Origin of the sequence: Corynebacterium halotolerans YIM 70093 = DSM 44683, from assembly GCF_000341345.1 — a bacterium.
Lineage (GTDB): Bacteria > Actinomycetota > Actinomycetes > Mycobacteriales > Mycobacteriaceae > Corynebacterium > Corynebacterium halotolerans.
The window spans coordinates 2,434,160-2,447,535 of sequence record NC_020302.1 but is presented as its reverse complement, the minus strand read 5'-3'; the positions used below and the strand labels follow the sequence as shown (position 1 = coordinate 2,447,535).

11 protein-coding genes are annotated in these 13,376 nt (G+C 70.2%); 8 read left to right on the top strand and 3 right to left on the bottom strand.

Annotation, left to right across the window (positions count from 1 at the left end):
- Positions 1-104 precede the first annotated feature (104 nt).
- Positions 105-1,226: a muconate/chloromuconate family cycloisomerase gene (locus tag A605_RS11240; protein WP_015401639.1), complete on the top strand. Its 1,122-nt coding sequence runs from the start codon at positions 105-107 to the stop codon at positions 1,224-1,226.
- Entirely contained in the window at positions 1,226-1,486 is a 261-nt protein-coding gene (locus tag A605_RS11235) for a muconolactone Delta-isomerase (protein WP_015401638.1), read from the top strand. Before A605_RS11240 ends, A605_RS11235 begins: the two co-directional genes overlap by 1 nt.
- 81 nt (positions 1,487-1,567) lie before the next feature.
- Here the strand turns inward: A605_RS11235 and A605_RS11230 are convergent, their stop codons facing one another.
- On the bottom strand, positions 1,568-2,914 hold the full coding sequence (locus tag A605_RS11230) for an MFS transporter (RefSeq protein WP_015401637.1): 1,347 nt from the start codon (positions 2,912-2,914) through the stop codon (positions 1,568-1,570).
- 518 nt (positions 2,915-3,432) lie between these two features.
- Here A605_RS11230 and pcaH point away from each other — a divergent pair.
- Genes pcaH through A605_RS11200 form a run of 6 tightly spaced genes read left to right on the top strand, consistent with a single transcriptional unit; the run spans position 3,433 to position 8,949 of the window.
- Positions 3,433-4,125: a protocatechuate 3,4-dioxygenase subunit beta gene (pcaH, locus tag A605_RS11225; protein ID WP_015401636.1), complete on the top strand. Its 693-nt coding sequence runs from the start codon at positions 3,433-3,435 to the stop codon at positions 4,123-4,125.
- Positions 4,126-4,162: 37 nt separating this feature from the next.
- Positions 4,163-4,804 (top strand): protocatechuate 3,4-dioxygenase subunit alpha, encoded by a 642-nt coding sequence (gene pcaG, locus A605_RS11220; protein ID WP_015401635.1) that lies wholly within the window; start codon positions 4,163-4,165, stop codon positions 4,802-4,804.
- A 31-nt stretch (positions 4,805-4,835) separates the two neighbouring features.
- Entirely contained in the window at positions 4,836-6,017 is a 1,182-nt protein-coding gene (locus tag A605_RS11215; RefSeq protein ID WP_015401634.1) for a lyase family protein, read from the top strand.
- A 16-nt stretch (positions 6,018-6,033) separates the two neighbouring features.
- Positions 6,034-6,432, top strand: a complete 399-nt coding sequence (gene pcaC, locus A605_RS11210) for a 4-carboxymuconolactone decarboxylase (protein ID WP_015401633.1) — start codon at positions 6,034-6,036, stop codon at positions 6,430-6,432.
- A 1-nt stretch (position 6,433) separates the two neighbouring features.
- Complete coding sequence (locus A605_RS11205) at positions 6,434-7,624, top strand: 4-hydroxybenzoate 3-monooxygenase (protein WP_015401632.1); 1,191 nt, start codon at positions 6,434-6,436, stop codon at positions 7,622-7,624.
- Between the two features lie 5 nt (positions 7,625-7,629).
- Complete coding sequence (locus tag A605_RS11200; RefSeq protein ID WP_027004273.1) at positions 7,630-8,949, top strand: MFS transporter; 1,320 nt, start codon at positions 7,630-7,632, stop codon at positions 8,947-8,949.
- A 594-nt stretch (positions 8,950-9,543) separates the two neighbouring features.
- On the opposite strand, the gene A605_RS11190 is transcribed toward A605_RS11200, so the two are convergent.
- Both A605_RS11190 and A605_RS11185 read right to left on the bottom strand, forming a co-directional pair.
- On the bottom strand, positions 9,544-11,832 hold the full coding sequence (locus tag A605_RS11190) for a helix-turn-helix transcriptional regulator (RefSeq protein WP_015401629.1): 2,289 nt from the start codon (positions 11,830-11,832) through the stop codon (positions 9,544-9,546).
- Between the two features lie 142 nt (positions 11,833-11,974).
- Positions 11,975-13,369, bottom strand: coding sequence for a benzoate/H(+) symporter BenE family transporter (locus tag A605_RS11185; protein WP_015401628.1), 1,395 nt, complete (start codon positions 13,367-13,369; stop codon positions 11,975-11,977).
- Positions 13,370-13,376: the final 7 nt, after the last annotated feature.

Genomic DNA, 13,376 nt, shown 5'->3' with positions numbered 1-13,376 from the left:
TCGTGGGGGCGTGGGGCGTTTCGTGTTTCCGCTCCCGAGCGCCCGTCCCGGCACGGCCGATACCCGCGCCAGCCTCACCCATCTCACGTAATAAGGAAGAGTTCATGTCTGATCTCACGATCGCCAAGGTCGAGACCCGCCTTCTCGACGTCCCGCTGTTCCGCCCGCACGGTTTCGCCACCTACACCGCCACGGCCCAGCCGATCCTGCTCGTCTCCGTCACCCTCGACGGCGGCGTGACCGGTTACGGCGAGGGCGTCGTCCCCGGTGGCCCCTGGTGGGGTGGTGAGTCCGCGGAGACCATGAAGGTCATCATCGACGGTCACCTGGCCCCGATCATGGAAGGCCGTCAGGTCAACGAGCTGGCCGGTATCATGGCCGACTTCGAGAGGTCCGTGGCCAACATGCGCTTCGCCAAGGCGGCCTGCGACGTCGCCATGCACGATGCCTGGGCACGTGCCCTGGACATCCCGGTGCGCGACCTGCTCGGTGGTCGTGTCCGCGACGAGATCGACGTGACGTGGGCACTCGGCGTCCTGCCGTTGGACGAGGCCGTCGCCGAGATCGAGGAGCGCATCGAGCGGTACGGCCACAAGTCCTTCAAGCTGAAGATGGGCTCGGGCGATCCGGCCGTGGACACCGCGCGCATCGCCCAGCTGGCCCAGAACCTCGGCGGCAAGGTCGGACTGCGCATCGACGTCAACGCCCGCTGGGACCGTCTCACCGCGCTGCGTTACCTGCCGAAGCTGGCCGAGGCCGGCGTCGAGCTGTTCGAGCAGCCCACCCCGGCCGATGACCTGGCCACCCTCCGCGAGATCACCACCCGCATCGGTGTGCCGGTCATGGCGGATGAGTCCGTCTGCTCCCCGGCCGACGCCCTGGCCGTGGTCAAGGCGCAGGCCGCGGACGTCATCGCCATCAAGACCACCAAGCTCGGTGGTCTGCAGGAGTCGAAGAAGACCGTTGCCATCGCCGAGGCCGCCGGGCTGGCCTGCCACGGCGCGACCTCCCTGGAGGGCCCGTTCGGCACCGCCGCCTCCATCCACTTCGCCTGCGCGACCAAGGGCATCTCCTTCGGCTCGGAGCTCTTCGGCCCGATGCTGCTCAAGGAGTCCTACACCACCACCGACCTCGAGTACGGCGACGGCGTGGTCAAGCTGCCGGAGGGCCCGGGCCTGGGTCTCGAACCCGACTGGGACAAGATCAACCACTTCACCCGCAACTGATGTCCACCTGGCTGGTACGCCTGAGCCCGCACATTCCCGGCGACATGGACCCGGAGATCCGCGCCGACCTACGCGGGCGTACCCGCGCCGGCCTGGCTGACTGGCCGGGTGCGCGGTGGTGGCGGGTGGCGGGCTCGGACACGCTCGTGGCGCTTGTCGACGCCGCGACCTCCGCCGATGTCCACGAACGGATCACGGCCCTGCCGTTGCACCGTTATCTGGCGGTGAGCGTGGAACCGCTGAGCGGCTACCGCCCCTGAGTCCGTGAGCTTGAAGGCCGCCCCCTCCTGTCAGGAGGGGCGGCCTTCCGGTTGCGGTGAACGGAGGAACCGCGGTCCCGGCTACTGCGCTGCGACGGTCTCCCGCTCCTGCAGTGCGTCAGCGGAGCCGGCGCGGTCGTGGGATCCGGAATGTGCCCGCACCCCGATCAGTGCCACGGCGGCCAGGGCCACGATGACGGCGGCGCTGAGGTACAGGGCCACCGGGGACCAGCCGGCGTCGAAGAGGTAGCCGACGGCGATGGGGGCGATGACCGCACCGGCGCGGCTGACGCCGATGGCGGTGCCCACGCCCGTGGTGCGCAGCGCGGCCGGGTAGGCCTGCGGGGTGATGGTGTACATGCCGGTCACGCAGCCATTGAGGAGCATGCCCACGGCCACTCCGGCGGCGAACATGAGCGTCGGGAGATCGGTCGCCGAGATGAAGGCGACGAGGGCGACCGCCGAGAGCAGGGAGAAGGCGATCAACAGGCGGCGGGCGTGCAGCCGGGTGGTCAGCGCGCCGTAGATCAGCGAACCGATCGTGCCACCGAAGGAGAGCATGATGCCGCCGATGATGCCCTGCTGCGCGGAGAGTCCGGACTCGGTCAGCAGCTGCGGGGTCCACTGGTTGGCGAAGTTGAAGCCGAAGGTGATCAGGGAGAACGCGACCCACAGTTTCAGCGTGGTTCCCAGGTAACCGGAGGAGAGGATCTCGCGGGTGCGGGTGCGGGGCTGCTCCCCGGCCTGCTTCGCCGACGCCGTGACGGGTCCGCTCTTGCCCAGGCGGCGGGCGACGGCCTCCACCTGCTCCGTCCGGCCCCGGGCGGCGAGGTGGTCGACGGACTCCGGGAGGAAGAACAGGGTCAGCGCCAGGGCCAGCAGGGTCAGGCCGGCACCCGTGATGAACACCGACTGCCAGCCGTAGGCCGGGATGGCCTGGGCGGCCAGGACGCCGCACAGGGAGGCGCCGAGACCGTAACCGGCGGAGTAGATGGACATCGCCAGGCCGCGGAAACGCAGGTTGGAATACTCGCTGACCACGACCGTCACACAGGCGAGGATGCCGCCGACGCCGATGCCGGTGAGGGCCCGGAAGGCCAGCAGTGTCTCGAAGTTGGTGGCGAAGCTCGAGCAGGTCAGGCCGACCAGGTCGATGAGCAGGGCGGTGATGATCAGGCGCCGGCGGCCGAAGCGGTCGGCCAGCGGGGCGAGGATGATCGAGCCGACGCCGATGCCGATGAGCGCGGCGGAGAGCAGCCAGCCGAGCTGGGCGCCGGACAGGCCGAAGTCCGCGCTGACGGACTGGGAGGTGAACGCCATGGCCACGAGGTCGTAGCCGTCGAGGGCGTTGAGGAAGGCGGCCAGGCCGATGATGAGCCACTGGTAGCCGCCCATGCGGGTGGTGTCGATGAGCTGTCGGATATCCACGGGTGATTCTTTCGGGATGGGTACAGCTGCAGCTCGGGTACCGGGGCTCCGGGGGAGAGGCAGGAACGTGTGGGTGACAAGGCGCGGCCGCAGGGGCGGGCCGCGCTTCGTCCACGGAGATCGAGGGCTCTCTGAACCGCGGGACTTCAAGCACATTACGCGACGGCGGGACGATTCGCCGGAATTATTTTCATCCCTTCACCACCCCCGGAGCCGCCGTCGGCCCTGGGGCGCGGAAAATGGCCCGGATCTTCTCGACCGGTAGGGAGGCCGCACGACATGAGCGGGACGGGCGCCGGGCCGGGCACGGCCCCCTGATCTTCGTCACGGACCCTGAGCCACACCCCTGACCAACCCCTGGGGCAGGGGTGTGGAGGCAAAGCCGCTGGCCAGTGATGTTTCACTCATGACTTCGTTGTTCGTTCCGTGAACGAGTTGCTGTGGCCTGAACCGTACTCCTATCGTGAGCGTCATCACTGTAGGGCAGATCACAGAGAGGGCTCATCATGGAGTCACGGTTGACCACCACACACAACGCGTCCACCGAGGGGGTCTTCGCGCCCCTGCACTTCCCGGAGTACCGGACCACCATCAAGCGCAACCCGAACAACGACCTGATCATGGTCCCGGAGCGCCTCGGTGAGCTGACCGGTCCGGTCTTCGGCGACCGTGACTTCGGCGGTATCGACAACGACATGACGCAGGCCAACGGCGGGGAGGCCATCGGCCAGCGCATCTTCGTCCACGGCCGGGTCCTCGGCTGGGACGGCAAGCCCGTCCCCAACACCCTGGTCGAGGCCTGGCAGGCCAATGCCGCCGGCCGCTACCGCCACAAGAACGACTCCTGGCCGGCCCCGCTGGATCCCCACTTCAACGGCGTGGCCCGCACCCTGACCGACGAGAACGGCCACTACAGCTTCTACACGATCCAGCCGGGCTGCTACCCGTGGGGCAACCACCACAACGCCTGGCGCCCCGCCCACATCCACTTCTCGCTGTTCGGCCGCCAGTTCACCGAGCGCCTGGTCACCCAGATGTACTTCCCGGGTGATCCGATGTTCTTCCAGGACCCGATCTACAACTCCGTGCCGGCCGGCGCGCGCGAACGCATGATCGCCGTCTTCGACTACGACGAGACCCGCCCGAATTTCGCCCTCGGCTACAAGTTCGACATCATCCTGCGTGGCGCCCACGCCACCCCGTTCGAGTAGACCGCCCCCACCAGTCAGCACAGCCAAGGAGTCAGAAATGATCGACACCTCCAACGCCACGGAGTTCCGCTACCCGGTCTCGGGCATCCGCGACCAGGACGAGGCCGGGTTCGGCATCACCCCCTCCCAGACCGTGGGGCCCTACGTCCACATCGGTCTGACCCTCGACGACTCCGAGCAGATCGTCCCCGAGGGCACCGAGGGCGCCGTCCACGTCACCACCACCGTCATCGACGGCGACGGCAACCCGATCTCCGACGCCATGATCGAGGTCTGGCAGACCGGGACCGACGGCGTCTTCAATTCCCCGCTGGATCCGCGCACGGGGGACCAGGCCACCGTCGAGGGTTTCCGGGGTCTGGGCCGCGGCATGGTCGACGGCACCGGCAGCGTCACCTTCACCACCCTCCTCCCGGGCGCGATCGAGTTCGAGGGCGCCGACACCGAGGCCCCGCACCTGAAGCTGGGGGTGTTCGCCCGCGGCATGCTCGAGCGTCTCTACACCCGCCTCTACTTCCCGGAGAACGAACAGGCCAACGCCGCCGACCCGGTGCTCAACGCCGTGCCGGAGGAGCGCCGCCATCTGCTCGTCGCGGAGAAGACCGGTGACGGCTACCGGCTGGAGATCGTCATGCAGCACGACGATCCGACCCGGGAGACCCCCTTCTTCCGCGTCTGAGACCGTCCCCCGCCCTCAAGTCAAGGAGCAGATGTCCATGGATCTGTGCCGGTCCACCTACGGCGACCTCGCCGGTGGTGACACGCGAGCCCACCGCCACCTCTCCGACGGGGCCTTCCTGGCCGCGATCGTGGAGTTCGAACGGGCGCTGACCGACGCCGCCGAGGACTGCGGCGCGATCACGGCCGCCGACGCGCAGGCCGCCCGCGGCGCGCTCGACCGCTACGTTCTCGACGTCGCGGAGATCTCCGCGGCCTCCGTGTCCGGCGGCACCCCCACCATCCCGATCGCCGCCGGACTGAAGAAGCTCACCCCCGACAACACGGCAGGCATCCACGTGGGGGCGACCAGCCAGGACGGCGTCGACACCGCCCTGGCCCTGTGCGCCCGGCGCGCGGGCGGGGTCATCGTCGCCCAGGCCCGGGACGTCGTGGCGCTCCTGGCCGGGCAGGCGCGCACCCACCGCCTCACCCCGGTGATGGGACGCACGCTGGGCCAGCAGGCGTTGCCGACCACCTTCGGGCTGATCGCCGCCGGCTGGGCCGAGGGCGTCGACCGGGCGGCCGGCGAGCTGGAGCGCGCGTTTCTGGCGCTGCCGGTGCAGTACGCCGGGGCGACCGGCAACCTGGCGGCCACGCACCCCCACGGCATCGAAATCCACGATCGTCTCGCCGAGCGGCTCGGCCTGGCCGACCGGCCGCTGGTCTGGCACACCAACCGGCTGCCCTTCACGACCGTGGCGACCGCTGCCGCGCAGCTCGCGGGCAGCGTGCGCAAGGTCGCCGGCGACATCATCGCCCACTCCGTCACGGAGATCGGCGAGCTGCGCGAACCCACCCCCGGTGGCAGCTCCTCAATGCCGCACAAGGCCAATCCGGCCGCGGCCGTCGCCTGCGACGGCTACGCCCGCCGCACCCCGGGACTGGCCGCCACGCTGCTCGACGCCCTCGACTGCCGCTGGCAGCGCGGGGTGGGCAGCTGGCACGCCGAGTGGCAGTCCCTGCGCGACCTGCTGGCCGCGACCGCCTCCGCGGTGGCCCGCCTGCACGCCAGCCTCGACGGGATCCACGTGGACACCGACGCCATGGCCCGCAACATGACCCGCACCGGCAACGGGCCGGACGACGCCACCGGCCACGCCGGGGAGATCGTCGACCTCATCCTCGCCGGTCTCACCGACCGCACCGATCGCACCGACCCCGCCCACCAGTAGATAAGGAATGACCACGATGAGTGACCAGTACGACTCCGGACGTGCCGCGGCCCACGAGGTCGGCATGAGAAACCGTCGGACCGTGCTCGGCGACGCGCACGTCGATGCGGCCGTCGCGAAGCAGACGCCGACGACCGAGATCTTCCAGGACTTCATCACCCGCACCGCCTGGGGCGATATCTGGAACCGCGAGGGCCTGGACCACACGCAGCGCCGCCTGCTGACGATCGCGGTCCTGACCGCCGTGGGCAATGACGGCGAGCTGGACATGCACATCCGTGCCGCGCTGCGGGCGGGCGTCGACAAGGATCTGATCGCCGAGGTGCTGCTGCACACCGCCGTCTACGCCGGCGTGCCGAACTCCAACCACGGTTTCAAGCTGCTGTCCGCCGCTGTCGCAGAAGAGGAGAACTGACATGTCCCACACCCCTGTCGCCATCATCGGGGCCGGCCCGGCCGGCCTGACCCTGTCCCACCTGCTGCACCGGCACGGCGTCGAGTCCGTGATCCTCGAGTCCCGCTCGCGTGCGGACGTCGAGGAGACCGTGCGCGCCGGCGTCCTCGAGCAGGGCACCATGCGGCTGATGCGTGAGACCGGTGTCGGTGAGCGCATGGACCGCGAGGCCGACATCGACGACGCCATCGAGATCTCGATCGACGGCAGGCGCACCCGCATCGGACTGACCGAGCTGACCGGCCACCACATGGCCGTCTACCCGCAGCACGAGTACCTCAAGGACTTCATCGCCAAGCGTCTCGAGGACGGCGGGGCCATCCACTTCGAGACCACCGTCGACGACGTCACCGGCTACGACGGTGACGAGGTCACCGTCACCTACACCGACGCCTCCGGGGCGCAGCAGACGCTGACGTGCGATTACGTGGTGGCCGGCGACGGCTCGAAGTCCCCGTACCGCACGCCCGTCCTAGAGCTCGACGGTGCGGTGCGCGACCGCCACGAGTACCCCTACGCGTGGTTCGGCATCCTGGTCAACGCCCCGCAGACGCAGAAGGAACTGATCTACGGCACCCACGACAACGGGTTCGCGCTGATCTCCACGCGCACCCCCACCGTCCAGCGCTACTACCTGCAGTGCAATCCCGAGGACACGGTGGAGCAGTGGTCGGATGAGCGCATCTGGTCCGAGCTGCACACCCGTGTGGACTCCGAGGACCTGCAGGTCTCCGAGGGCGAGATCTTCGACAAGGCCGTCCTGCGCTTCCGCTCCGCGGTCACGGACCCGATGCAGCGCGGCCGGCTGTTCCTCGCCGGCGACGCCGCCCACACCGTCCCGCCGACCGGGGCGAAGGGCCTGAACCTGGCCGTCGCGGATGTCGCCGTGCTCGCCCCGGGCCTGGTGCGCGCCGTCAAGAAGGGCAACCGCGACCTGCTCGACGAGTACTCGGCGCTCGCCGTGCCGCGCATCTGGAAAGCCCAGCACTTCTCCTACTGGATGTCGTCCATGCTGCACTCCGTGCCCGGCGACCCGCACTTCCAGACCCGCCGCCGCATCGCGGAGCTGGAATCCGTCCTGTCCACCGAGGCCGGCCGCACCTACCTGGCGCAGCAGTACGTCGGCCTCGACCTCCCCCGATTCGAGATCTAAGGACCATGACACCGACTAAGTCCGCCACCGCCTCACGCCCCACCAGAAGCGTGGGCACCGTCATCACCCTGCTCTGGCTGGCGATCCTGCTCGACGGCTTCGACCTCGTCGTCCTCGGCGCCACCATCCCGTCCATGCTGGCCGACCCGGGCTGGGATCTGAGCGCGGGTGACGCCACCACGGTCAGCACCGCCGGTCTGATCGGCATGACCATCGGCGCCCTGGCCATCGGGTTCCTCACCGACAAGCTCGGCCGCCGCCGGGTGCTGATGTTCTCCGTGCTGTCCTTCTCCATCTTCACCCTGCTGCTGGCCTTCACCGACAGTGTCGCGCTGTTCATCCTGTGGCGCTTCCTCTCCGGTGTGGGCCTCGGCGGCGCGCTGCCCACCGGCATCGCGATGGCCACCGAGTTCCGCCCCGGCTCCAAGGCCGGTTCCGCCTCGACGACCCTGATGACCGGCTACCACGTCGGCGCCGTGGCCACCGCCTTCCTGGCGCTGCTGCTGATCGAGGCCTTCGGCTGGCACTCCATGTTCATTGCCGGCGCCGTCCCCGGCCTGATCCTGGTGCCCGCCCTGTACTTCCTGCTACCGGAGTCCCCGCAGTTCCTGCGCATGAAGGGCCGGGAGGAAGAGGCCACGGCGATCGCCACGGCCTACGGCCTGTCCACCGAGGACGACCTGGACCGCCGGCACGAGGCGGAGGCCGGCACCGGTGGTCTGGCGGCGCTGTTCCGGCCCACCTTCCGCCGCAACACCATCGCCATCTGGGGCACCTCCTTCATGGGCCTGCTGCTGGTCTACGGCATGAACACCTGGCTGCCGCAGATCATGGTCCAGGCCGACTACGACCTGGGCAACTCCCTCGGCTTTCTGATGGTGCTCAATATCGGCGCCGTGATCGGCCTGGTCATCGCCGGCAAGGTCGCCGACAGCCAGTCCCCGCGCCGCACGGCACTGCTGTGGTTCTTCCTCTCCGCGGTGTTCCTCGCGCTGCTGGCCGTGCGCATGCCGATGATCGCCCTCTATGTCGCGGTCCTGCTCACCGGCGTGTTCGTGTTCAGCTCCCAGGTGCTGGTCTACGCCTTCGTCGGTGAGAACCACCCCTCCTCGGTGCGCGCCACCGCCATGGGCTTCTCCGCGGGCATCGGCCGCCTGGGGGCGATCTCCGGGCCGTTGGTCGGTGGCCTGCTGGTCACCGCCGGCATCGCCTACCCCTGGGGCTTCTTCGCCTTCGCCGGCATCGGCCTGCTCGGGGCGCTGATCTTCTCCACCTCGGTGACCCTGCGTGGCCGCGGCGGGGAGAAGGCGGCGACGTCCTCCTGAACCGGAGGATCCCTCCGAGGCTGATCCGGCACCCCGTACCAGGGCCCCGCGGCCCGCGCAGTTTCTGCGCCGGCCGCGGGGCTCGTGTCATTTCCGCCCGGCCCGGCCCACGGCCGTCACCGGAACCCACCTGCCCGGACTGATCGGCCCGGACATCTCCCTGTCGCACACGCTGGCGCTTGCCGACGTCCCGCTGGCCGAACTGCCGGGCCCGGCCGGCCCGGCGGCTCCCTCACCCACGCCGCACGGAGCTGCCGACCGAGTGGACGCCGTAGGCCACGCCCACCTGCAGGCCGGCGTGGAGCTGGTCACCGGCACGCCCGGGGCGAAGCCCTGGACGGTCCGGAGCCAGGCCGGATTGACCGGGATCCCGGAGCTCGGGAGTGAGGGGCCCACGAAGCATCGGGATCTCCCGGCGGCAAGCCAGAAGACAACCATGGAAATCGGCATAAGGAACGCCGATAAGCGGTGGTCACCTTGAACCTTCCCCGGAGAAAGGCCCGGAGAAGGCCCGGGCAGTGGGGGTGGACCAACCGGTCAGCGCCCGAACAGGGAGGTCGGTTTTCTGCCGCAGATGATCTCCCGACCTGCGGCTCACCCCGCGTTCAGCAGCTCACGCAGTTCCTGCCGGGAGCGCACCTCGAGTTTCCGGTACACGCGGGTCAGGTGGTACTCCACCGTCTTCGTCGACAGGGTCAGCTCCCGGGCCACCTCTCCGTTGGTGGCACCCTCGGCGACCCGCAGGGCGATCTGCTCCTCCTGCGGGGTCAGCCCGTGCCGGCCGCGGTGGTGCCCGCCGACCCCGCCGATGCGCCGTTCCGCCGCGCAGCGCTCCACCATGGCGGTCGCCCCCATCCGGCCGAAGACCTCGGCGGCGCGGGAGAGGATGTCGTCGGCCTGTGAACGCCGGCCGTGCCGGCGCAGCACCTTGCCGTACTCGAAGAGGATGCGGGACTGGTAGGCGGGCATGGGTACGGAGGAAATCGCGTCGACCGCGTCCTGGAAGGTGCGCAGGCCTGCCGTCAGCTGGCCGCGCTGCAGCTGGATGGTCGCCCGCGGAACGGCGTTCTTGGCGGTCAACGAGACCAGGCCAGAGGGGGAGTGGCGCTCCTCGGCCGAGCTGATGACCTCGTCGGCCCGGTCGATGCGGCCCGCCCGGATGAGCGTCTGCGCGTACACGTCCTCCCAGGGCCAGAATCCGGGGTGCTGGGTGTCGGTGCCGGTGACGATCTGGGCGAGCTGCTCGCCGGCGCGCAGTGCGGTGGGCAGGTCGGAGTTGCTGGCCGAGACGATCATCTTGCCCATCGCCGAGGGAAGCTTCTGGATCAGGAAGGCGTCCTCGCCCAGGGTCAGCCGATGCAGGTAGTTCTGCGAGAGTGCCGCATCCCCCTGCATCGCGGTGATCTGGGCGCCGGTCCACAGCAGCAGGGGCTCGAGCAGGCGGATGCCGTGGGTTTCGGCGCTGGCCAGGCCGCGCTCCACCACCAGCGCCGCCTCCGACCACTCGCCGAGCACGTACAGCGTGCGGGCCAGCCAGGCGTCCTGCCACAACCCGGTCACGGGGGAGCGCCCGGGCAGGGGCTGCAGTTTCTCCCGGGCCGTGAGCGGATCGTCGAAGGCCAGCGACAGCCAGCCGTGGACCATGCCCAGGCGCTGGCCGTTGAGCGAGTTGGTCGGGGCGAGGTCGATGGCGGGCATCCGGCCGGACAGCGCGGCGTCGGCCACGAGCCCGACGATGCGGGCCTCCATCACGGCGGTGGACTCCGGGTCCCCACTCTGCCGGATGGCGGCCACCTTGCGCTGCATGCCCACCGGATCCCAGTCCGCCAGGGAGAGCAGTACCCCGCGCACCGCCTGCTCCGGTTCGGGGCCGGGCTCATCCAGGTAGGCGTGCGCGCCACGGGGATGCCCGGCGTACAGGGCCAGATAGCCGCGCAGATTGTCCTGCTTCTCCGGCTCCACCCGTCCCCGGCACTCACCCAGGTAGAGATCGGCCACCGGCAGGTTGAGCCGGGCCGCCCCGGACAGGGCCTTGGCCAGCTGCCGACGCTCGTAGGCCACCGAACCGTGTTCCCCGGCGGGGGAGTCCGGGACGGCCTGGTCCGGGTTGAGGCTGGCCGCGACCGCCGCGTCGCGCGGGTCCCGGAACAGCCACCGCCGGCCCCGCGCGGTCGGCACACCGTGGAGGACGCCCCGCGCCACCGCCTCCGGGGCCCGGTCGAGATCCCCGCGGTGCAGGGCATCGACGGTCGCGGGGTCCAGGCCCTCGCAGATACCCGCCCACCGGTTCCGCCACGGCTCCGGAACCGGGACCGTGGCACCCGGCACCGCGAGATGGCCGCCCGGCGCGGCCGCCACCACCTCGTCGATGAACCCGGGCCAGCCACCGGTCATGGCGTGCACCGCCTCCACGGTGTCGGCGGGCACCCGGTCCCCGGCGACGGAACGCAGGTAGGCGGCGCTCTCCGGCAGCGTCAGGGGTGGTAGGTGAATCACCCGGGAGGCCAGCGGGTCCAGATCCGGGCCGTCGACGGTCGCGAGGACCGTCAGCGGGGAACCCGGCCGACGCACCCGGGTGACGAGGAACTCGAGGGACGGCTCGTCGGCGTGGTGCAGATCGTCGATGAGCAGGACCGTGTCGTCCTCCAACGGGGGAAGCAACTCCCGGACCGCGCCGGGCTGTGCGCGGTACCACGCAAACAGCGGAATCCGCACCTGCGGCCGGTGGGACAGCGGGGCCGCCAGGGCGTCGAGGGCGGTGGAACGTTTCGCCCCTTCCGGGCCGCCGATGAGGATCAGGGAACCGGAGGGGCCGGAGCCGGCCGCGGTGGTCACCCGCGCCAACAGGTGACGGCGGATGTGCCGGAGGAAGAGCGTGCTCATGTCCCGTCCGAGATTATCAGCCCTGGGGCTGGTGGGAACCGGTTTCTGCGGGCAAGGGGCGCACCGACGACACCACGCCGGTCACCGTCGCGGGAGATGACCCGGGCGGTACCGGCGTGGTGGGCAGGTGGGGGAGGACGGCTCAGTGTTTCGACGACTGCCGTCGGGCGGCCTCCCGGGCCGCGGCCTCACGGGCCTCACTGTCCTCCAGGAGCGCGGCCTGGCGGGCCTCGTCGCAGGAATCATCGCCCGCGGGATCGTCCGGGGCCGCGGGCACGGTCTCTGACTCGGTCTCAGCCTCGGGCTCGGTCTTCGCCGATTTCGGGTCCATCAACCAGGCGATCAGGCAGCCGAAGACGATGCCCCAGAACGGGGCGGTGATGCCGAGCAGCGTCATCTCGGAGACGGTCACCAGGAAGCACACGAGTGCGCCGGTGGAGAAGGCCCCCGAGAAGCCCGCCACGAAGGCGTTCTTCAGCGGGGTGAGCATGGCGATGCCGGCGAGTGCGGCGACGAAGGACGCCGGCATGGCCAGCATGAAACCGACGAACGCGGGGGAGAACAGGCCGACGCAGATCGCCCCGAGTGCGGTGACCATCGCCGCAACGTAGTGGCGCTCCTTGTTGGGGCCGGAGACGATCAGGGCGTTGGTCGGGCCGGTCAGGCAGCTGGAGATGTTGCCGATGAACGCCATCGGGATTGACACCAGGCCGCTGGCCGCGGCCGCCAGGTTGACGCCGGGCCGGTGGCCGGCGGCCTGCAGCACGGCCACGCCCTGCCCGTTCTGGACGATGACGACGGTGATCGCCAGCGGGACCACCAGCTCCGCCATCGCGCCCAGCGAGAACTCCGGGGAGACGAACACCGGGGAGGCGATCAGGCCGTCGTCGAGGATCCCCGGCTCCAGGCGTCCGGCGACGATCGCGATGAGCGTGCCGACGACCGCGGCCACCGCCACCGGCGGGGCCACCGCCGCGATCCGGGGCACGATGCTCAGCGCGACGAAGATGAGGATCATCGGGACGGCGATGAGCGGGTCACCGGTGGCCGCGGTAATCAGATCCAGGCCGAAGCGCAGGAAGATGCCCGCGACCATCGCCATCACGATCGTCGGCGGCAGCGCCGCCATGATCCTGCCGATCAGGCCGGTCCACCCCAGCAGGAAGATCAGGACACCGGTGACCAGATAGGCCCCGACCACCTCCCCGAAGCTCAGGTGCACGAGGGCGTCGCCCACGATCACGGTGCCGGGGATGGTCCAGAAATAGGCCTGTGGGCTGCGGTAGAGCCAGGTCAGGAACAGGGTCAGGATGCCGTTGCCGAGGAAGGCCCCGAAGATCCAGGAGGAGGTCTCCTCCGCGCTCAGGTTCCCGGCCGCGGCGGCCGCCAGGATCACGGCGATGGGGCCGGAGGCGGAGAAGATCAGCGCCACCAGACCGTTGCCGATCTCCTGGGGGCCGGTGTCCCGCGCGATCTCCCGGAGGGAGGGGCGGGGCAGATGCGGTTTCTCGACAGCGAGCAGGGGCAGTGCACTCATGGGTGGC

Coding starts and splice junctions, on each gene's coding strand:
- pcaG (WP_015401635.1), top strand. CDS start 4,163: ATGATCGACACCTCCAACGCCACGGAGTTCCGCTACCCGGTCTCGGGC.
- A605_RS11235 (WP_015401638.1), top strand. CDS start 1,226: ATGTCCACCTGGCTGGTACGCCTGAGCCCGCACATTCCCGGCGACATG.
- pcaC (WP_015401633.1), top strand. CDS start 6,034: ATGAGTGACCAGTACGACTCCGGACGTGCCGCGGCCCACGAGGTCGGC.
- A605_RS11200 (WP_027004273.1), top strand. CDS start 7,630: ATGACACCGACTAAGTCCGCCACCGCCTCACGCCCCACCAGAAGCGTG.
- A605_RS11205 (WP_015401632.1), top strand. CDS start 6,434: ATGTCCCACACCCCTGTCGCCATCATCGGGGCCGGCCCGGCCGGCCTG.
- A605_RS11215 (WP_015401634.1), top strand. CDS start 4,836: ATGTCCATGGATCTGTGCCGGTCCACCTACGGCGACCTCGCCGGTGGT.
- A605_RS11240 (WP_015401639.1), top strand. CDS start 105: ATGTCTGATCTCACGATCGCCAAGGTCGAGACCCGCCTTCTCGACGTC.
- A605_RS11190 (WP_015401629.1), bottom strand. CDS start 11,832: ATGAGCACGCTCTTCCTCCGGCACATCCGCCGTCACCTGTTGGCGCGG.
- A605_RS11185 (WP_015401628.1), bottom strand. CDS start 13,369: ATGAGTGCACTGCCCCTGCTCGCTGTCGAGAAACCGCATCTGCCCCGC.